Source organism: Agromyces marinus (assembly GCF_021442325.1).
GTDB classification, from domain to species: Bacteria; Actinomycetota; Actinomycetes; order Actinomycetales; family Microbacteriaceae; genus Agromyces; species Agromyces marinus.
This window is the reverse complement of sequence record NZ_CP087879.1, coordinates 2,414,896-2,434,513: the sequence shown is the minus strand read 5'-3', so window position 1 is coordinate 2,434,513 and position 19,618 is coordinate 2,414,896. Positions and strand designations below refer to the sequence as shown.

Annotated in this window: 12 protein-coding genes; 7 read left to right on the top strand and 5 right to left on the bottom strand. The window is 73.1% G+C overall.

From position 1 onward, the window contains the following. Positions 1–139: 139 nt before the first annotated feature. Together DSM26151_RS11305 and DSM26151_RS11300 are read right to left on the bottom strand one after the other, a co-directional pair. Positions 140–2,005, bottom strand: a complete 1,866-nt coding sequence (locus tag DSM26151_RS11305; protein ID WP_234659642.1) for a hypothetical protein — start codon at positions 2,003–2,005, stop codon at positions 140–142. 546 nt (positions 2,006–2,551) lie between these two features. Then, a complete protein-coding gene (locus tag DSM26151_RS11300; protein WP_234659641.1) occupies positions 2,552–3,037 on the bottom strand; it encodes a hypothetical protein in 486 nt (161 codons plus the stop codon). A gap of 632 nt (positions 3,038–3,669) precedes the next feature. Between DSM26151_RS11300 and DSM26151_RS11295 the strand changes: the two genes are divergently transcribed. Further along, a complete protein-coding gene (locus tag DSM26151_RS11295) occupies positions 3,670–5,475 on the top strand; it encodes an ABC transporter ATP-binding protein (RefSeq protein WP_234661882.1) in 1,806 nt (601 codons plus the stop codon). Continuing rightward, entirely contained in the window at positions 5,472–7,280 is a 1,809-nt protein-coding gene (locus tag DSM26151_RS11290) for an ABC transporter ATP-binding protein (protein WP_234659640.1), read from the top strand. Before DSM26151_RS11295 ends, DSM26151_RS11290 begins: the two co-directional genes overlap by 4 nt. A 167-nt stretch (positions 7,281–7,447) precedes the next feature. On the opposite strand, the gene DSM26151_RS11285 is transcribed toward DSM26151_RS11290, so the two are convergent. Further along, the gene (locus DSM26151_RS11285; RefSeq protein ID WP_234659639.1) at positions 7,448–11,155 is read right to left on the bottom strand and encodes a DUF3376 domain-containing protein; all 3,708 of its coding nucleotides are present in this window, start codon (positions 11,153–11,155) and stop codon (positions 7,448–7,450) included. A gap of 219 nt (positions 11,156–11,374) precedes the next feature. Here DSM26151_RS11285 and DSM26151_RS11280 point away from each other — a divergent pair, with 219 nt between their 5' ends. Together DSM26151_RS11280 and DSM26151_RS11275 are read left to right on the top strand one after the other, a co-directional pair. Then, a complete protein-coding gene (locus DSM26151_RS11280) occupies positions 11,375–12,046 on the top strand; it encodes a response regulator (protein ID WP_234659638.1) in 672 nt (223 codons plus the stop codon). A gap of 16 nt (positions 12,047–12,062) precedes the next feature. Continuing rightward, on the top strand, positions 12,063–13,907 hold the full coding sequence (locus DSM26151_RS11275) for a sensor histidine kinase (protein WP_234661881.1): 1,845 nt from the start codon (positions 12,063–12,065) through the stop codon (positions 13,905–13,907). Here the strand turns inward: DSM26151_RS11275 and DSM26151_RS11270 are convergent. Beyond that, positions 13,887–14,201, bottom strand: coding sequence for an MGMT family protein (locus DSM26151_RS11270; protein ID WP_234659637.1), 315 nt, complete (start codon positions 14,199–14,201; stop codon positions 13,887–13,889). The two genes, DSM26151_RS11275 and DSM26151_RS11270, sit on opposite strands and share 21 nt — an antisense overlap. Before the next feature lie 55 nt (positions 14,202–14,256). Further along, positions 14,257–14,715 (bottom strand): GNAT family N-acetyltransferase, encoded by a 459-nt coding sequence (locus DSM26151_RS11265; protein ID WP_234659636.1) that lies wholly within the window; start codon positions 14,713–14,715, stop codon positions 14,257–14,259. A gap of 201 nt (positions 14,716–14,916) precedes the next feature. Between DSM26151_RS11265 and DSM26151_RS11260 the strand changes: the two genes are divergently transcribed. From DSM26151_RS11260 to DSM26151_RS11250, 3 genes are all read left to right on the top strand, one after another. Continuing rightward, the gene (locus DSM26151_RS11260) at positions 14,917–16,134 is read left to right on the top strand and encodes an NADP-dependent isocitrate dehydrogenase (protein ID WP_234659635.1); all 1,218 of its coding nucleotides are present in this window, start codon (positions 14,917–14,919) and stop codon (positions 16,132–16,134) included. Positions 16,135–16,259: 125 nt separating this feature from the next. Next, positions 16,260–18,137 (top strand): heavy metal translocating P-type ATPase, encoded by a 1,878-nt coding sequence (locus tag DSM26151_RS11255; RefSeq protein WP_234659634.1) that lies wholly within the window; start codon positions 16,260–16,262, stop codon positions 18,135–18,137. A gap of 329 nt (positions 18,138–18,466) precedes the next feature. Beyond that, positions 18,467–19,600, top strand: a complete 1,134-nt coding sequence (locus DSM26151_RS11250; protein ID WP_234661880.1) for an ROK family transcriptional regulator — start codon at positions 18,467–18,469, stop codon at positions 19,598–19,600. Positions 19,601–19,618: the final 18 nt, after the last annotated feature.

Below are 19,618 nucleotides of genomic sequence, written 5' to 3'. Positions count from 1 at the left end.
TGGACGGCGGCGACGGCACGCGGTGCTGCGACCGCGAGCAGCGCGGCCACGCAGACGAGCGCGGCGAGCAGGACCGACGGCAGAGGCGCTGCGGCGACCTGTCGCAGCAGGAGTCCAGCCGAGCCGGTGCGCGATCGGGTCAGTCGTCGTCCTGTCCGGGCAATGCGGTCGACGCGCGTGCGGCGGCCGAGCGCGCGGCGTCGCTCGCGATGATGAGACACCCGGCGGCGAGGCCGGCGAGCGCGACGGCGAGCGGAACCCACGCCGGCGAGAGCACGGCGTCGAGCCCGGCCGCGGCGTCGGGTGTCGCGGCGAGTGCGAGGTCGGCAGAGGTGAGCCACGCGACGAGCAGGCCGATCGCCGTGCCGAGTACGACGGCGGTCGCCGAGAGTCCGACGAGCTCGTCCCTGCGAGCGTGCGACTGCATGCGGGCGGTCGCACCGAGTGCCCGGAGGACCGCGACCTCGCCGGAACGGGTGCTCGCCGAAGCCGACGCCAGTCCGGCGAGCGCCACGAGCGCGAACAACGCCGCGCCGATCGCCCCGAGCCACACCGCAGTGACGGCCGACTGCACGATGTCGGAACCGGATGCCGCGTCGCGCGACTGCACCGCGGTCCCGAACCCGGGCGTGCCGGCGAGCGCGTTCGCGGCGTCGGAGGCGCGCTCGCCCGACAGCCACACCTCGGTGGGCTCCGGCACGCCGGCGCCGTCTGCGAACGCGGCCGCGGTCAGCGCGCCGAGGTCGATGAGGACCCCGGGCTCCACGGCCGGGACGACGTCGACGACGACGACGACCCGTGCGGTCGCCTCGGCGCCGCCGGTCCGCAGGCGCACCTCGAACTCGTCGCCCGGGACGGCGGCGATGCGATCGGAAAGTCGCCGGTCGACGAGCACGGGCAGCGGAGTGCCCGCGGCGACCGCGGGCACCCGCGCCGACGGCTCGCGGCTGGTCACCTCGACCGTCCCAGCGAGACCGGTGCCGACGATCGAGACGTCGACCCCGAGGGTGCCGGTGCCGATCAGCTGCGCCTCGACGCCGAGCAACGTCGTGCCCGGGGTCGGGATGGCCGAGGTCTCGACCGTCGTGGGCGCGCCGGGTGCGACCTCGCCCGCGGAGTGCCGCACCGCGACACCGTCGGGTCCCTGCACCCAGACCGTCAGCGACGCGGCGGGTGCAGCCGTGCCGGGGCCGGCCCGGGCCGTGGACCGGACGGGTCGGTCACCGACACCTCGAGGCGCACCGGGTGGCCCGCCTCGAGCGCCGCACCGCGAGGGCCGTCGCCGAGCGCATCGAGGACCGCCGCGCTGAGCACGGATCCCGCTCCGGGCGCGGCCGCCGGGAGATCGCCCACCGGGATGGCCAGCACGTCGACGGGCTCGGAACCGATGCGCGCCTCGCCGCGGAACACGGGCGGCGGCCGCTGCGCCGTCGGGATCCGCGGTCGTGGACGCCGAGGCCGTTCCGACCGCACGGTCGTCCGTGACCGCGGGGCCGTCGACGGCGACGCGCGCGTCGCCGCCGACCGCGGCGGCGGCCGCTGCGCCGTCGATCGCTCGCCAGGAGCCGTCGACCGATGCGGCGAGCACGAGCCCGCCGGTGGCGAACGCGAGCACCAGCAGCGCCGAGGCGTAGACGGGGGCCCTGCGCGCGAGCTGCCGTGACGGGCGGGACGGGACGAGGCCGGCGCCGGCGGACGTGCGACGTTCGAGGACCCGCATGACGGGTCCGGTCAGGGCCACGCCGGCGACCGCGAGTGCGAGCAGGGTGAGCACGGGGGAGAGCGCCGCGATCGGGTCCAGGCCGACTCCGGATGACGGCGAGGCCGACGCGGCGGCGAGTCGGAACTGCTGAAGCGAGATACCTGCGAGCACGACCAGCACCACGAGCACGCCCGCACCGACGGTCCGGCGCGCGCGCCCGGTCTCGTCGGCGGCGCCGCGCACCACCGGCCTCCGGGCGTCGGCCCACGTCGTGCCGGCGAGCGCCAGGACGGTCGCGAGCACGGCGGCCGCCGCTGATGCCGAGGAACTGCCGCCGGCGTGGACGGGGCGAGCGTCGCGAGCGCCGGGAACGCGAGTCCGCCTCCGACCAGTGCCGCCGGAACGGCGACCGCGAACCCCTCGATCGCGGCCGAGCGGGCGAGCGACGTCGCCGATGCGCCGCGCGCGAGCATCAGGACGTGCTCGCGACGCCGCTGCACGGCGAGCAGCGAGGCCAGGCGGACGAGTGCGAGGAGTCCTGCGGCGCCGAGCAGCAGGATCGGCATCGGAGCGAGCGAGACCGCCGCCTCGAGCCCCCGACCACGCGGTCGAGCGTGCCGGGCAGGCCACCGGACTCGACGAGGCCCTGCGCGTCGAACGCGGGATCGTTCCGGAGCGCGGGGGAGACCCTCGGGAGGTCCGCGCGCAGCGCGGAGAGTTCCGCCGGGTCGGCGTCCGCGGAGCCCGCCGTCGCGGTCCAGCGAGCGGTGGCCGGGGCGCCGGCTCCGACCAGTGCGGGCTCGTCGACCAGAAGCGGACCGATCGCGCCGTCCGCGGTGCCCGTGGCGATCATCGCGTCACCGGCCCAGGCGGGATCGCGCGGGTCCGTGGCTTCCCAGGTTCCGACGACGACCACCGGATGCCGTCGAGCTCGAGCACGTCTCCCGGCCCGACCCCGGCCCCGGCCGCGGCGTCCGCGTGCAGTGCTCCGGGAACGGCGCCGACCGCCGCAGCGTCCCCCGCGGCGGCCGGGACATCGGGCCACGTGCCGTCGACCAGGATCGATCGAGCGGGCGCAGCGGGGTTGGCCATGAGAACGACGGGGTCGGCGGGTTCGGCGTCCGGTCCGACGTGTCGATCCACCGGGCGGGTGACGACCGTGCGGGTCCACGTCGCGCCGTGCGACGCGACGAATCGGTCGAGCACCGACGTCGCGGCATCCGCTTGGGCACCGGCGTCGTCGGAGAGCGGGGTCTGCCAGCGCAGTGCGCCGTCGGCGCCGCCGGCCGCGGCGATGGCGCTGCGAGCGCCCGAGGCGGGCGCCGACGACAGCACGCCCAGCACGGTACCGAGGAAGCCGGTCAGCAGGAGGACGACGACGGCATTCCCCCGAGCACGCCCGCACGCGCGCGCGAGCGCGTCGCCAGTGCGCGCGCCGCATCCACGCGACCTCCTCGGGGTGTCCGGGCCGGGCCCGCGGTGAAGCGATCGCGTCCGCGCGAGCCGGAATCCGGACAGCGTACTCCGTGGTGTCGGGCTTGCGAGACGCGTCCTCGCAGGAATAAGCTGTAGGGCTGGCCGCGCGGACACGATCCGCCGGCCTCGGGTTGTGATCGCGACGTAGGAGGACGACATGCAGAACACCGGTATCACCGCCGATTCGGTCGCGGCGTTCGGTGCGCTCGTCCCGCCGTACGCGCCCGCCACGGCGACCCGGCACTAGCGCCGAAGTCCCGTCCGCCGGCTCGATCCGGCATCTCTCCGCGGAGCCCCACGCTCCGCGCTCCGCGCGCCGACGAGCGCGCCCCTCGCGTTCTCCCGACGACGGTCCGCAGTCCTGCGCCCCGTCGCGCACTCCCGGAAGGAACCACGGCGTGACCGCCACCGATCCCACGCTCCACCCGCCTCGACCCCGGCGCGGAACCGTGCGCGCGCTGCTGCGCCTGCGCGCCTACGTCGGGCCCGCGATGCCCATGATCATCGCGAGCATGTTCGCGTACCTCGTGGCGCAGTCGATCGCGCTCACCATCCCGCGCGTCTTCGAAGCCATCGTCGACGGCCCGCTCGCGAGCGGCGACCGGGCCGCGGTCCTCCCGCTCTCCTTGCTCGTCCTCGCGCTCGGTACGGCCGAGGCCGCCATGTTCGCCCTGCGCCGCTGGCTCGTGATCGGCCCGACCACGCGGGTCGAGGCGCGCATGCGCGACGCGCTCTACGCCAAGCTGCAGGACCTGCCGGTCAGCTTCCACGACCGGTGGCCGAGCGGCCAACTGCTCTCGCGAGCCGTCAGCGACCTCGGGCTCATCCGACGCTGGCTCGCCTTCGGCCTCGTCCTGCTCATCGGCAACCTGCTCGTGAGCATCATCGGCGCCGTCATCCTCATCTCGATGAACTGGATGCTCGGCCTCGTGTTCCTCGTCTGCTCCATCCCGCTCTGGATCGTCGGCTACCGCTTCGAAGGGCGATACTCCGAGGTGTCCCGCCGCAGCCAGGACCAGTCCGGAGACCTGGCGACCGCCGTCGAGGAGTCGGTGCACGGCATCCGCGTGCTCAAGGCCTTCGGGCGCGGCGCGCATGCGCTCAGCTCGTTCCGCGCGCGCGCCGAGCAGCTGCGCTCGACCGAGATCGAGAAGGCCCGGCTCGACTCCGGCATCTGGGCCTGGATCCTCATCGTCCCTGCGGTCGCGCTCGCGATCTGCCTCGTGCTCGGCGTCGCACTCGCGGCCCAGGGGCAGATGAGCGTCGGCCAGCTCGTCGCGTTCTTCGCCACGGCGGCCGTGCTCGCCTGGCCGATCGAGTCCATCGGCTTCCTGCTCGCGTTCTCGCTCGACGCGCGCACCGCCACCGACCGGTACTTCGACATCATGGACTCCGAGAACGAGATCACCGACCCGGAGCACCCGGTCTCCCTCGAACGGCCGCGCGGCGAGCTCGCCTTCCGCGGCGTCCACTTCCGCTACCAGGACTCGCCCGAGCGATTCGGCGACCTGCTCGACGGCGTCGACCTCGTGCTCGAGCCCGGCGAGACGATGGCGCTGGTCGGCCTCACCGGGTGCGGCAAGACGACGATGACCGCCCTGACCACGCGGCTCTACGACGTGACCTCGGGCTCGGTCGAACTCGACGGCGTCGACGTCCGCGCGCTCGATCGCGAGGAACTGCGTCGCCACATCGCGATGGCGTTCGAGGACGCGACGCTGTTCTCGGCGTCGGTCCGCGAGAACGTGCTGCTCGGGCGCCCGGAGCTCACAGGCGACGCGGCATCCGACCCCGCCGTCGCAGCCGAGGCGACCCGCGTACTCGACGAGGCGCTGCGCATCGCGCAGGCGGGGTTCGCCTACGGGTTGCCCGACGGCGTCGACACGACCGTCGGCGAAGAGGGCATGAGCCTCTCGGGCGGGCAGCGGCAACGATTGGCGCTCGCCCGCGCGGTCGCCGCCGCCCCGGCGGTGCTCGTGCTCGACGACCCGCTGTCGGCACTCGACGTCGCGACCGAGGCGAAGGTCGAGGCTGAGCTGCGCAGCGTGCTGGCATCCACGACCGCGCTCATCGTCGCGCACCGGCCCTCGACCGTCATGCTCGCCGACCGCGTCGCGCTGCTCGAGGGCGGGCGGATCACCGCCGTCGGCACCCACTCCGAGCTGCTGCGCGAATCCGAGCACTACCGGTTCGTGCTCTCGAGCCTCGAGGACGAGGAGCGCCGTGCGCGGACGGAGACGCGCGGTCTCATCGACGACGAACTGCCCGCACCCCAGGGAGAGGAGGCGGTCCGATGAACACCGTGACCGGAGTCCGCGGCGAGGAACGCGACGAGTACACCAAGGCCGAGTCGCGTTGGATCCGCCGACGCAGCAGCCGCCTGCTCGGCTCGCTGCTGCGCCCGCTGCGCCCGCAGCTGCTGCTCACGATGGCGGTCGTGGTCGTCTCGACGGGCGCCCAGGTCGCCGGGCCCGCGATCATCGCCTACGGGATCGACCAGGGCCTGCCGGCCCTGATCGCGCAGGACTGGATGCCGATCGGGCTCGCCGGCCTGGCGTACCTGGTCACCGGCACGGTCGCGGCCTTCCTCATGGCGTGGTACATCAGGCTCGTCGCCCGCACCAGCCAGGCCGTGCTCATCGACCTGCGGACGCGGGTGTTCCTGCACACGCAGAAGCTCTCGCTCGAGTTCCACGAGTCGTACACGTCCGGGCGCATCATCTCGCGCCAGACGAGCGACCTCGACTCGATCCGGGAACTCATGGACGAGGGCATCAACCAGCTCGTGCAGGGTGTGCTCTACATGCTCTTCACCGCGATCGCGCTCGTCTGGCTCGACTGGTACTCGGGCCTGCTGCTGCTCGGCACGATCCTGCCGCTCGCACTGCTCACGCGGTGGTTCCAGGTGCGCTCGCAGCGGCTGTTCCGCAGGTCGCGGGTCGCCAGCGCCAAGCTGATCGTGCAGTTCGTCGAGACCATGACCGGCATCCGTGCGGTCCAGGCGTTCCGCACCGAGCGGCGCGGGGAGCGCGTGTTCGGCGAGCTCGTCGAGGACTACCGCGACGTCAACGCGCGCGCCCTGGGCCTCTTCGCGGTCTACAACCCGTCGCTCGCCTTCCTCGGGTACGTCGCGGTGGCTGCCGTGCTGCTCGTCGGTGGGTTCCGCGTCGCCGACGGCGCGCTCGAGGTCGGCGTGCTGCTGGCCGCGGTGCTCTACACGAAGCGCTTCTTCGACCCGATGGAGGAGCTGTCGATGTTCTACAACTCCTACCAGTCGGCTGCGTCGGCCCTGGAGAAGATCTCGGGCGTGCTCGAGGAGGAGCCGAGCGTGCCCGACCCGGCGAAGCCGGTCGACCTGTGGAACGCCGACGGCCGGGTGCGGTTCGACTCGGTCGAGTTCGCCTACACCGCCGACCGCGTCGTGCTGCCGCGGTTCGACCTCGACATCCCCGCCGGCCAGACGGTCGCGCTCGTCGGCTCCACCGGGGCGGGCAAGTCGACGCTCGCGAAGCTCATCTCGCGCTTCTACGACCCGAGCGACGGGGTCGTCGAACTCGACGGCGTCGACCTGCGACGGCTGCACCCGAAGGACCTGCGCCGGGCGATCGTCATGGTGACACAGGAGGCGTACCTGTTCTCGGGCTCGGTCGCCGACAACATCGCGCTCGGGAAGCCCGATGCATCCTTCGACGAGATCGTGGCGGCGGCGAAGGCGGTCGGTGCGCACGAGTTCATCGAGGGCCTGCCGAACGGCTACGACACCGACGTCAACAAGCGCGGCGGGCGGGTCTCGGCCGGCCAGCGGCAGTTGATCTCGTTCGCGCGCGCGTTCCTCGCCGACCCGGCCGTGCTCATCCTCGACGAGGCGACCAGTTCGCTCGACATCCCGAGCGAACGCGCCGTGCAGGAGGGCCTGCAGACGCTGCTCGCCGACCGGACCGCGGTCATCATCGCGCACCGCCTGTCGACCGTCGCGATCGCGGACCGCGTGCTCGTGATGGAGCACGGCCGCATCGTCGAGGACGGCTCGCCCGAGGAGCTCATCTCGGGTACGGGCCGGTTCGCGGCGCTGCACGCGGCCTGGCGGGACTCGCTGGTCTGATCGAGCGAGCGGATGCCGCGGGCGCGAGCCCGCGGCATCCGCTGCACTGCGGCATCCGCTCGCCCCGCCCGCTCAGGACGATCTCGAGTTCCGTCGGCGTGTCGGCCGCCGACACGCCGACAGAGCCCGCGATCGTCCTGAATCGCGTGCGGCGGCCCACCGGCGCATCAGCCGAGCGGTGCGCGATCGACGCGGTCGTCCATCGCGGGCAGGCGCCGCAGCGCCTCCGGCATCCACCACAGCGTGTTCGCCCAGGCGAGCACGAACACCGTCGCGCCGATCGTGTCCGCCAGCAGCGGCTGGATCCCGGTCGTGAGCGCCGCGGCGAGCCACAGGGCCGCCAGCCCGGCGCCGGTCGACGCGAACGTCACGGTCAGCCAGTTCACGAGGGTGATCCGGCGGTACCACGCGAGCTTCGGACGCGTGCGACCGACGAGCGGAGCCCGGTAGCGGATGCCGAGCCAGTCGAACGTCAACGCGATCGCGACCGCGCTCGCACCGCCCGCGAGCACGATCCAGTTCGCCTCCTCGGGGACCGCGAGCACGTTCGGCAGCGGATCCTCGGAGATCCACGACCACGCGAGCTGGGTCGCGGGCAGCAGCCCGCCGGACACCGCGAACACGGCGATCATCGCGACGGTGCGGCGGGGCCGCCCGGGGATGGGGGCACGCGCAGCGGTGGTCGCCAGCCTGGCGGCGATCGCGCCCAGGACGACGATGACGCCGAGGCAGAGGACCATCAGCAGGAAGTTGCCGCTGACGATCGCGATGAAGAACGGAACCGCGCTCGCGACCGCGACGCCGCCCATGAACCACGCCGGCCCGCGTGCTCGCCCCAGCGCACCGGTCGCCCGGGAGCGCCACGGCTCCTCCGAGGCCTTCGCGACGGCGGCCCAGTGGTGCAATCGACTCGCGACGCCGATGACCACCGCGGCGATCGCCACCGCGGCGGAGGCGACCGCGACCGCGAACCACCACCACGACTCGATCGGGACCTCGTCCCACGTGAGCAGCCATGCGACCGCCGCGACGAACCCGGAGACGAGCGCGAGTCGCGGCGGGTCGAACAGCGTGGGCACGACCACGAGCACGGGCCGCAGCACGGCGAGGATCGCGTGCGCGAACACGCGGGTCAGCGGGTTGACGGGCTGCACGACGACCCGGTCGAGCAGGCGCGCCGTGCGCGACGCGATCGCGAACCGGTAGGACGGCTCGAGGTTCACGAGCGTGTCCGTGCCGGCGCGCACGCGCGCTCGGCGCGCCGCCGCGGGATCCGGGTCGGCCGCGGGGTCCCGGTCGGCCGCGGGGTCCCGGACGGCCGAGGTGCCCTCGCCGACGCCCTCGCCGACCCCCTCGGCGCCCCCCTCGCCCGGCCGGCTCGCGGTGCCCGTCGGTACGGCCTCCAGCAGCGAGAGGTGCTCGTGCGCGAGCCGCGGGTCGTCGGCCTCGGCGAGCACCGCGTCCTGCAGCAGGCGCACCGCGGCATCCGTCGACCGTGCCTGCTCGGGCGCGAGCGACGCGAAGAATCGGGCGATGCCCGCGGCGCCGTCCAGGCGCCCCCACCACCAGTCGTTCACGCGCCAGTCGCGCGCGAGGAAGCCGAGGAAGTTGCCGAACCCGTACCCCGCGAGCTTGGACTGTCGGTCCAGGGCCGGCGGCTCGGCCTCGGACTCCAGGGCGGTCGCGGCCTCCGCCGGGCTGAGGCCGGGACGGCGCACCACGCGTCCGAGGATCGAGAACCTGCGGTCCTCCACGAGCGAGCTGAACTGCTCGGGCACGGCCGGCGTCTCGTCGACCGTGATCGGCCAGTACCGCACGTTCGACAGCGCCGGCGGGATCCCGGCCGCGTGGTAGAGCGGCGGAAGGTCGGTCGCCGCCATCTGGGGCGCCTGCGCCAGCGGACGCCAGGCCGAACCCGCCCACCCCTCGTCGAGGGGCCGACGGCCCGCAGCCACGTCGCGCTCGACGCCCTGCGCGACCACGCGCAGCCGCGCCACCGCGCGGTCGAGCGCATCCCAGTGCTCCCGGTTGCGCACCCGAACGGATGCCGCGACCCAACGTTCGACCCACGCGGCGAGGTCCGTGGCGGACGGGTCCGCGGCGGACGGGTCGGCGAGCGACCCGTGCGCGAACGCATCGGTCGCCTCGAGCACGCCGGAGGTGAGCTCGTCGCGGCGACCGATCGCGGCGGTGAGGGCGGCGTACGCGGCCCTCCGCTCGTCGCGGAACGCGAACCCCTGTCGCGACCCCGCCGCCGCGGGGATCGCCTCGAGCGCCCGAGCGAGGCCGAGCACGCAGTTCGCGGCGTCGGCGAGCGCGAGCGGCGACTGGAGCAGGGCCGCCCGCTCCGACGTCGTCGCGTCGCGGAACCGTTTCCCCGCGGCATCCGCGAGCCCGGCGAGTCGAACGAGGGGGATGGGCCGGTACCTGCGCCGGGAGGGCAGCGACGAGTGCAGCTGCCACAGGCTCGGCGCCGAGACGGTCTCCGCGAGGTGATCGGCGAGTTCGGCCGCGAGGGCGCGCAGGTAGGCGTCGCGGCGCAGCCCGATGGCCTCGGCGGTCCACGGAGCGGTCGCGACGAGCGGCGCGGCGCTGTCGAATCGCGCCGACGCGATCTGCTGCGCCGCGTTGAACCGCTCGAGTTCGGCGACCTCGCCCGCGACGGACTCGCGTCGCATCTGCCGCTGGAACATGGAGGCGACCGCGCGGAAGAACCGCGACGCGTCCGGGTCCCATCGCGTCGGTCCTCCGACGGGCGGGTCGGGCTCGGGGTCGAGGAACATCATGACCCGGTCCGCGCGCCGGTCGGAGACCCTCGAACGCGCCGCACGCAGCGCCCGCTCGATCGGCACGTTGTCGAAGACCGCGCCGTCGACGATGCGATACGGCGTCTCGGCCTGCTCGCGGTGCGCGGCGAACGCGAACCGCATGCCCGGGCCGCCCGCCACCTCAGCCTCGTCGCCGGTGCCGGCGCGGCCGCCGAACGAGTCCACGTGGGCGGGCTCGAAGCCCCCGGGCAGCGACGAGGTCGACCGCGCGGCGAGCGCCATCCGGGACAGGCTCACGAGGTCGTCCTCGCGCCGGCCGTCGTCATCGGATGTGCCGCGGGCGCCCCGAGCCGGCACGCGGTTGTCGAGCGGGTGGTCGTCGCTACCGACGAAACGGAAGTGCCCTCGGCCCTCGTTCGCGCCCTCCTCGAACTCGTCGGCCCCGTCGATGACGGTCGCCGACAGGTCGACGGAGGTGAACTCCGCGACGAGGTCGGGGTGCCGGTCCTCGGTCTCGTAGATCTCCTGCAGCGCCAAGAAGGTCTGGGCCCGGAAGTAGTCCTCGCCCTGCATGAGCCCGAGGATCCGCCGTTGTCCGGGCGGGTGCAGCAGGCCCCAGAATCCGCCCACCCGGCCCCACGTGCGGAGCAATCGCTCGAGGCCCGTCCCCGCGCGCTGCGCGACCGCGTAGACGACCGCGTTCAGGCCGCCGGCGCTCGCGCCCGCGAGCAGGTCGAACTCGACGCGGTCGTAGCCCGCCGCGTCGAGCAGTTCCGCGTACGCCTGCAGCCGCGCCCGGACGGGCTCGGACAGCGGCCGCTCCGCCGTCTCCGGCACCAGTGCGAGCGTCTCGTCACCGAGGTCGAACAGGCGGATGCGACGGAGCAGGTCGAGTTCGGCGACCGCCCCGCCGATCCACACCGCCAGGCTCACGCCGCCGCGCATCGCGAGCGCGACGCGGAGGGTCCGGTTGAAGGACTCGCTCGCGCCGGGATGGCGTGCGACGACCTCGTCGACGCGTTCGTCGGCGCCGACGACGACGAGGCGGACGCGGCGCCCGGTGGTCGTCGCGGCAGCGGATGACGCGGGCGGTTCCGTGCGGGCCATGTCGCTCCTCGGGTGGCGGCGCGGACCTCGCGCCTCGGCCGGCCGGGCGGTTCGCGGTGCCCGGCCCCGGGGTACAGCGTGGCACGGACCCGCCATCCGCTGCACGGCCCTGTCCCCCCAACGGGGACCCCCGGCGCAGGCGGCATGCGCGCTATCCTCGCGGGTAGGCGGCGCATGGACGTCCGGGGGTGTCGCACGCCTTCGATCGGAGGTGTCATCATGACCGAGGCCACGGAGGAACGTGCGCTCCGGGTGGCGATCGCGGATGACGCGATGCTCCTCCGCGAGGGCATCGCGAAGGTCCTCGAAGAGGGCGGCGTCGAGGTCGTGGCCTCCGTCGGCACCGCCGACGAACTGCTCGCCGCGATCCCCGACCTCCGACCGGATGTCGCGGTCCTCGACATCCGCATGCCCCCCACGCATCGCGACGAGGGCATCGTCGCGCTCGAACGCATCCGGCAGAACGGCGACGAGCTCGGTGTGCTGCTGCTGTCGATGTACGCGACCCCCGAGTACGCACTGCGCGTCATGGGCGCGGGCAGCGGCACGGGGTACCTGCTGAAGGAACGCGTCTCGGAACCGCAGACCCTCGTGCGCGCGGTCCAGACCGTGGCATCCGGCGGCTCGGTCGTCGACCCCGAGGTCGTCGAGCAACTCGTGCAGCGCACGCGCGCCGACGACCCGCTCGCACGGCTCACCGAGCGCGAGCGATCCGTGCTCGAGCTGATGGCGCAGGGCTACTCGAACGGCGGCATCGCGCAGACCCTGTTCCTCGGGCTCAAGACCGTCGAGACCCACGTGCGCAGCATCCTGCAGAAGCTCGACCTCGAGGAGTCGCCCGAGCACCACCGCCGCGTGCTCGCGGTCCTGACCCTCCTCGGCCAACGATGAGGAGTCCGGCGCAGTGATGGCCCCCGGCCGCCGCGGACGGATCGCACGTCGCAGCGCGGTCATCGCGACCGTCGTCGCGCTGAGCCTGTTCATGGAGGTCTCCGGCTACCTGGCGACCCCGGTCGACCTCCGCCCCGAACTGGCCTGGACGACGGTGCACGCCATGGTTCCGCTCGTCTTCGCCGCGTGCGCGGGCGTGGCCTGGGCGCTCGGACCGGGCCGGGTGCCCGCCCGGCTCATGATCCTCTTCGTGCTGTTCTGGATCCCGCAGGCGTTCTACCCGGTCATCGAACAGCTCGGCTGGCTGTGGCCGATCCTGCGCGGCGTCGACCTCGGCTGGGCGGTCGTCGCCGGGATCCTCGTGCTGGTCTATCCGCGCGGCGGGCTCGGCAGCAGATTCGACCGCATCATCGCCGGGACGGCGCTCACCGCGACCGTGGTGAACTTCTTCACCGTGCTCGCGCTCGCCGGTCCCGACTCGGTTCCCTGCGACTGCGTGCCCAACCCGTACCGCATCGCCGAGGCGCCGCTGGTGTTCGCCGTCGTCGACATCGGCTACCGGGTCGTCGGCGTCGGCCTCGCCATCGCGATCGCCATCCGGCTGCTGCTGCGCTGGGTCCGCGGCAGCGTCCCCGCGCGGACCGTCGCATTCCTCATGCCGATCGCGCTGCTGGCCTGGGTGATCACCCTCTCGACCCAGACCATCCGGTACGCGACCGGGATGACCCCGAACCTCGCCGTCGAGACCGTCTCGCTCGTGGCGATGGCCTCCGTGCCCGTGTGCTTCGTCGCGGGCATCTCGCACGCGCGCAACATGCGCTCCCGGGTCGCCGACCTCATGCGGATCACGCGCGAGGGCGCCGATCGCGGGATCTGGGCGCAGTCGCTCGCGCGCGCCCTCCGCGACGACTCCGTCCGCGTGTACTGGTGGGAGGAGGAACGCGGGCGCTACGTCGACGCCGCGGGGCGCCCGATCGACTCGACCGAGGCCGGTCGCGGGCACAGCATCCTGCCGGTCGCCTCGCCGTCTGGCAAGCCCATCGCGCTCATCCGGCACGACCGCGTGCTCACCGACAACATGCGACTGCTCGACGGGGTCTCCAGCGCGCTCAGGCTCTCGGTCGACAACGGCAGGCTGCGCTCCGAGATCGAGCGCACGCTCGACCAGGTCCGCCAGTCCCGCCAGCGCATCGTCGAGGCGGGCGACGAGGCGCGCCGCCACCTCGAGCGCGACCTCCACGACGGCGCGCAGCAGCAGCTGGTCTCGCTCGGCATGAACCTCAGGTTCACCGCGAACCGGGCCCGCGAGGCCGGCCAGGAGGCGATCGCCGCCGACCTCGACGCGGCCATCGCGACCCTCAACTCGGGCCTGAAGGAACTGCGCGAACTCGCCCAGGGCATCCACCCCAGCCTGCTCTCGCAGGGCGGACTCGTGCTCGCGCTGCCCGAACTCGCGGGCCGGTGCCCGGTGCCGGTCGAGGTCGCCGTGCAACCCGAGGGGCGACTGCCCGAACTCATCGAGTCGACCGCGTACTTCGCCGTCGCCGAATCGCTCGCGAACGTCGCGAAGCACTCGCGCGCGAGCCGGGCATGGGTGCGCGCATACGTCGACGACGGTGAACTCGTCCTCGTGATCCGCGACAACGGCGTGGGCGGTGCCGCGCTCGACCACGGCACGGGCATGCTCGGCATCGTGGACCGGGTCGAGGCCGTGGACGGCCGGGTCGCCCTCGACAGCCCGCGCAGCGCGGGCACCACCGTCACGATCCGGATGCCGGCCGGCCTCGAGGAACCGCGCGCCGAGGTCGACGCGACGCCGGCAGGCGCCGAGACGCCCGGTTCAGCCGCGCCACCGGCATGAGGCCAGGTCGACGCGGTAGCCGTCGGTATCTTCGGCGACGAGCCTGATCGGGGTCCCCTCGGCGTCGTAGTGCGCGAGCGCGGCCTCGGCGTGCCCCGCCGGCGGCCTGCCGTCCGCGCGGATCACCCGCCACCACGCCACGGTGTGCCCGTACCGCGCCATGACGCCGCCGACGGCGCGCGCGCCGCGCGAGCCGAGCATCGCCGCGACGTCGCCGTACGTCGTCGCCCTGCCCGGCGGGATCTCCGACACCACGGCGAGCACGGCGTCGACGAACCCGCCGCCGCGCGGCATCCGCACCGCCTCGGCCGGCCCGTCCGGCCGGTGCGGCCCGTCCGGCCGGTCCGGCTCAGCCGGCCAGTTCGAGCGCACCGATGATGTCGCCGTACTGGGTCTCGCCCACGTCCTTGAACCCGATCCGGTGGAAGAACTCGCCCGGGCCGCCCTCGCCGGACTCCCACAGCACGGTGATGCGGTCGAAGCCGCGACGCTTGGCCTCTTCCGCCAGCGCGTGCGCGAGGAACCGGCCGACGCCCTTGCCCTGCGCCTCGGCGTCGACGTTGATGCGCCAGATGCAGGCCCGGAACTCCTCGTGGACGTTCTCGGGGTCGAAATTGCCGTGGATGAAGCCGACCACGCGGTCGTCGTTCAGCGCGACGCGCTGCCAGGCGGTCGCGGGATTGACGACCGAGGCCTCGGCCGCGTACGTGATGGGAGCGATGAACTGCTCCTGCCCGGGCTTCAGCGACAACGTGTTCGCGGCGACGATGTTCGTCGCGTTCAGTTCTTCCAGTCGCAGATCAGCCATGCACCAGAGCCTAATCGGATGCGCTGTTCCGGAGGTACCCCCGAGCGACGGATGCCGCGGGGCGAGCGTCTGCCGAGGCATCCCGAATCTCTCGATGTCGAGATATCAGGCGACGACGGGTAGGCTGTTCGACGGCGTGTCCGGACACCCCCGAGACTTCCTCGCTTCCCAATCCGCACGAGATCCCAAGGAGACCGCCCCTTGTCGAAGATCAAGGTCGAAGGCACCGTCGTCGAACTCGACGGCGACGAGATGACCCGCATCATCTGGCAGGCCATCAAGGACCAGCTCATCCACCCGTACCTCGACCTCAACCTCGAGTACTACGACCTCTCCATCCAGAAGCGCGACGAGACCGACGACCAGATCACGGTCGACGCCGCCAACGCCATCAAGCAGCACGGCGTCGGCGTCAAGTGCGCGACGATCACGCCCGACGAGGCGCGCGTCGAGGAGTTCGGCCTGAAGAAGATGTGGCGCTCGCCCAACGGCACCATCCGCAACATCCTCGGCGGCGTCATCTTCCGCGAGCCGATCATCATCTCGAACATCCCGCGGCTCGTCCCGGGCTGGAACAAGCCGATCATCGTGGGCCGCCACGCGTTCGGCGACCAGTACCGCGCCACCGACTTCAAGTTCGACGGCCCCGGCACGCTCACCATGACCTTCACCCCGCAGGACGGCTCCGAGCCGCAGCAGTTCGAGGTCTTCCAGGCGCCCGGGTCGGGCATCGCGATGGGCATGTACAACCTCGACGAGTCCATCCGGGACTTCGCGCGCGCGTCGCTGAACTACGGTCTCGCCCGGAACTACCCGGTCTACCTCTCGACCAAGAACACGATCCTGAAGGCCTACGACGGCCGCTTCAAGGACCTGTTCCAGGAGGTGTTCGACACCGAGTTCAAGGAGAAGTTCGAGGCCGCGGGCATCACCTACGAGCACCGCCTCATCGACGACATGGTCGCGGCGTCGCTCAAGTGGGAGGGCGGCTACGTCTGGGCCTGCAAGAACTACGACGGCGACGTGCAGTCCGACACCGTCGCGCAGGGCTTCGGCTCGCTCGGCCTCATGACCTCGGTGCTCACCACGCCCGACGGGCGCATCGTCGAGGCCGAGGCCGCGCACGGCACGGTCACGCGGCACTACCGCCAGCACCAGCAGGGCAAGCCCACCTCGACCAACCCGATCGCCTCGATCTTCGCCTGGACGCGCGGCCTCGCGCACCGTGGCAAGCTCGACGGCAACCAGGAGCTGATCGACTTCTCGCACACCCTGGAAGACGTCGTCATCAAGACGGTCGAGTCGGGCGCCATGACCAAGGACCTCGCGCTCCTGGTCGGTCCCGAGCAGGAGTACCAGACGACCGAGCAGTTCCTCGACTCGATCGACGCGAACCTGAAGGCGCGCCTGGGCGCCTGAGCCGCCGCGCTCGAACGGTGTCGAAGGGCCGGATGCCACGTGCATCCGGCCCTTCGCCGTGCACGCCCGCCCCCACCCCGGAAACGCCCCTTGAACGTGGGACTCGCCGGGGCGGGTGGGCGAGGATGGGTGGCATGCTCCGCCTGGTTCGCCGGTACCCCGCCGTCGCCCTCACCCTCGCCGTCGGTCTCCTCGGCATCGTGCTCGCGCTCGCCGGTGCGGGCTGGCTCGTCGCCTGGATCTTCAGCGGCTACGCACTCGCCGTCGCCGCCTGGCAGGGCGTCGGCATGATCCGCGACCTGCTCCGCGGCCATTGGGGACTCGACGTCCTGGCCGTCACCGCGATCATCGCGACCGTGCTCGTCGGCGAGTACGTCGCGGCCCTCATCGTCGTGCTCATGCTGACCGGCGGCGAGGCCCTCGAGGACTACGCCGGACGTCGGGCGAAGCGCGAACTCGACGCCCTGCTCGAACGTGCACCCCAGCACGCGCATCGCGTCGACGGCGCGGGATTCGTGGATGTGCCCGTCGACGAGGTGCGCCCCGGCGACGTGCTGCTCGTGCGCCCGAGTGAGATCGTTCCGGTCGACGGGCGGTTGCGCTCGGCCGAGGCTTCGGTCGACGAGTCGTCGATCACGGGGGAGAGCGTGCCCGTCGACAAGCACCCCGGAGACGACCTGCTGAGCGGCTCGGTCAACGGATCCGCGGCGATCGAGATCACCGCGACCGCGCGCGCCGCCGACAGCCAGTACCAGCAGATCGTCGCGCTCGTCGCCGGCGCCGCCGAGAGTCGCGCCCCCGTGGTGCGACTGGCCGACCGGTACGCCGTACCGTTCACGGTCTTCTCGCTCCTGCTCGCCGGTGCCGCGTGGTGGAGTTCGGGGGACCCGGTGCGATTCGCCGAGGTGCTCGTGCTCGCGACGCCCTGCCCGCTGCTCATCGCCGCGCCCGTCGCGTTCATCGGGGGCATGAGCCGATCGGCCCGGAACGGCGTCATCGTCAAGGGCGGGGGAGTGCTCGAGCAACTCGCCCGGGCGAGGACCGCCGTGTTCGACAAGACCGGCACGCTCACCCGCGGGACGCCCGAGCTCGTCGCGGTACGTGCCGAGCCCGGGTTCGGCGAGGACGAACTGCTCGGCCTCGTGGCATCCGCGGAGCAGTACTCGTCGCACGTGCTCGCGGCATCCGTCATCGACGCGGCGGCGCGACGCGGCATCCGCCTCGAGGAAGCCGCAGAGGCGCGCGAGGTCGCGACCAACGGCGTCGTCGCCGAGCTTGCCGGGCGCAGCGTCGTCGTGGGCAAGTTCGCGTACGTCGCCGAGCATGCGCCCGACGCGCGGCGAACGGCGATCGGCGCCGGCGAGCTCGCGATCTACGTCGCGGTGGACGGCGCGTTCGCGGGGGCGCTGCTCGCCCGCGACGGCCTCCGGCCCGAGGCGGCCGGGACGCTCGAGCGCCTGCACTCGCTCGGCGTGCGGCACACGATGATCCTCACCGGCGACGCGCAGGAGACGGCCGACCACGTCGCCGCCGAGCTCGGCGTCGAGCGCGTGCGCGCCGAGTGCCTGCCGGCCGACAAGGTGCGCGAGGTCCGGGCGATCACCGAGCGCCCGGTGATCATGGTCGGCGACGGCGTGAACGACGCACCCGTGCTCGCCGCGGCCGACGTGGGCATCGCGATGGGTGCGCGAGGCGCGACCGCCGCGAGCGAGTCCGCCGGCGCGGTGATCCTCGTCGACGACGTCTCGCGCACCGCGAAGGTCGTCGAGATCGGGCGCGACACGGTGCGCATCGCGTTGCAGTCGATCTGGCTCGGCATCGCGGTGAGCGTGGGGCTCATGGTCGTGGCGGCGTTCGGCCACATCCCGGCGACCGTCGGAGCGCTCCTGCAGGAGGTCGTGGATCTCCTGGCGATCCTCGCGGCGCTGCGGGCGATCGGCGGGCGACGAGATTCGAGAGCGGATGCCGCGGCGATCCGTGGTCGCGCTCCCGCCCGCGTCTGACGGCTCGGCGCACCGCGCGTCCCTCCCCTCGCCCTGCCCGCCGCGCCTCTACGCCCTGCCCGTCCCCCTCGGACGAGGGGGACGGGGAGGGGTGGAGGGTTCGCGAGCGACGAAGGTCACGAGTTTGTAAAGAACATGAACGAATGTGGTCGCGGGGGTTGCGCGGTGTTTGTTCGTAAGCTTTACTAACAAACGTGACGGCAACGGAAGCAGCACAGGCGCAGGCGCCCACCGCGAACGGCGAGAGCCGCGCGGTCGCGCCCGGCAACGGCGATTCCGCATCGGGCCCCGTCGTCACCGCGACCGGCGCCCGCCCGTCCACCGGCCCCCTGTTCGCGGGTCGCGCGCTCCGCACCTCGGGCAAGGTCCTTCCCGAGCACGCCCGGAGCCACAACCGAGCGCTGGTCCTCCAGACGCTCTACTCGCTCGGCCCCCAGAGCCGCGCCGACGTCGCCCGCGAGACCGGGCTCACGCGGGTCACGATCTCCGACCTGGTCGCCGAACTGATCGGCGACGGACTGGTCGTCGAGCTCGGCCAGCGCGAAGACGCCCGCCCGGGCAAGCCCGCCACGCTCATCGACGTCGACCGCGCCGGGCACCACGTCGTCGCCCTCGACCTCTCCGAGCACACCCGGTTCCGCGGCGCGGTCCTCGACCTCGACGGCGGGGTCATCGCCCGGGCCGAGGTCGCCCTCGACGGCGCGACCGGCGAGCGTGCGTTCGAGCTCGTCGCCGAGTTGCTCGACGGCCTGCTGGCGCTGACCACCGAGCACGTGCTCGGCATCGGAGTCGGTTCCCCCGGCATCGTCGAGCCGACCGGCATCGTGCGCGCCGCGCCGAACCTCGGCTGGGTCGACCTCCCCCTCCAGAGCCGGCTCCAGTCCGCGTTCCACCTCCCCGTCCACGTCGCGAACGACGCCGACGTCGCCGCCCTCGCCGAGCATGCGGGGGCCCCCGGCGACCTCGTGCTCGTCAAGGTCGGCCACGGCGTCGGCGCCGGGCTCATCGTCGGCGGCCGCCCCGTCCGCGGCGCCGGCAGCGCGGCGGGCGAGATCGGCCACGTCGTCGTCGGAACCGACGGCGGGCCGCGCTGCGCATGCGGCAAGGACGGATGCCTCGAGGCATGGCTCGCCGTGCCCAGGCTGACCGCCGAGCTCGAGTCGCTCGGCGGCACGGATGCCGCGGCATCCGCTCGCGAAGAGACCCTGCGGGAGGCAGGCCGACGCCTCGGCATCGTGCTCGCCCCCGTCGTCGGTGCGCTGAACCTCTCCGAGGTCGTGCTCAGCGGCCCGACGGAACTGCTTGACGGACCGCTGCTCGAGGCGGCCGTCGAGACGGTCCGGAACCGGACGATGGCGGAACACCACCGAGATCTGAGGCTCCGGATGACTGCGCACGGCCAGGACATCGTCCTGCGCGGTGCCGCCGTCATGGTCCTCTCCGGACAACTCGGGGTCTCCTGACCCCACACCCCGCACCAT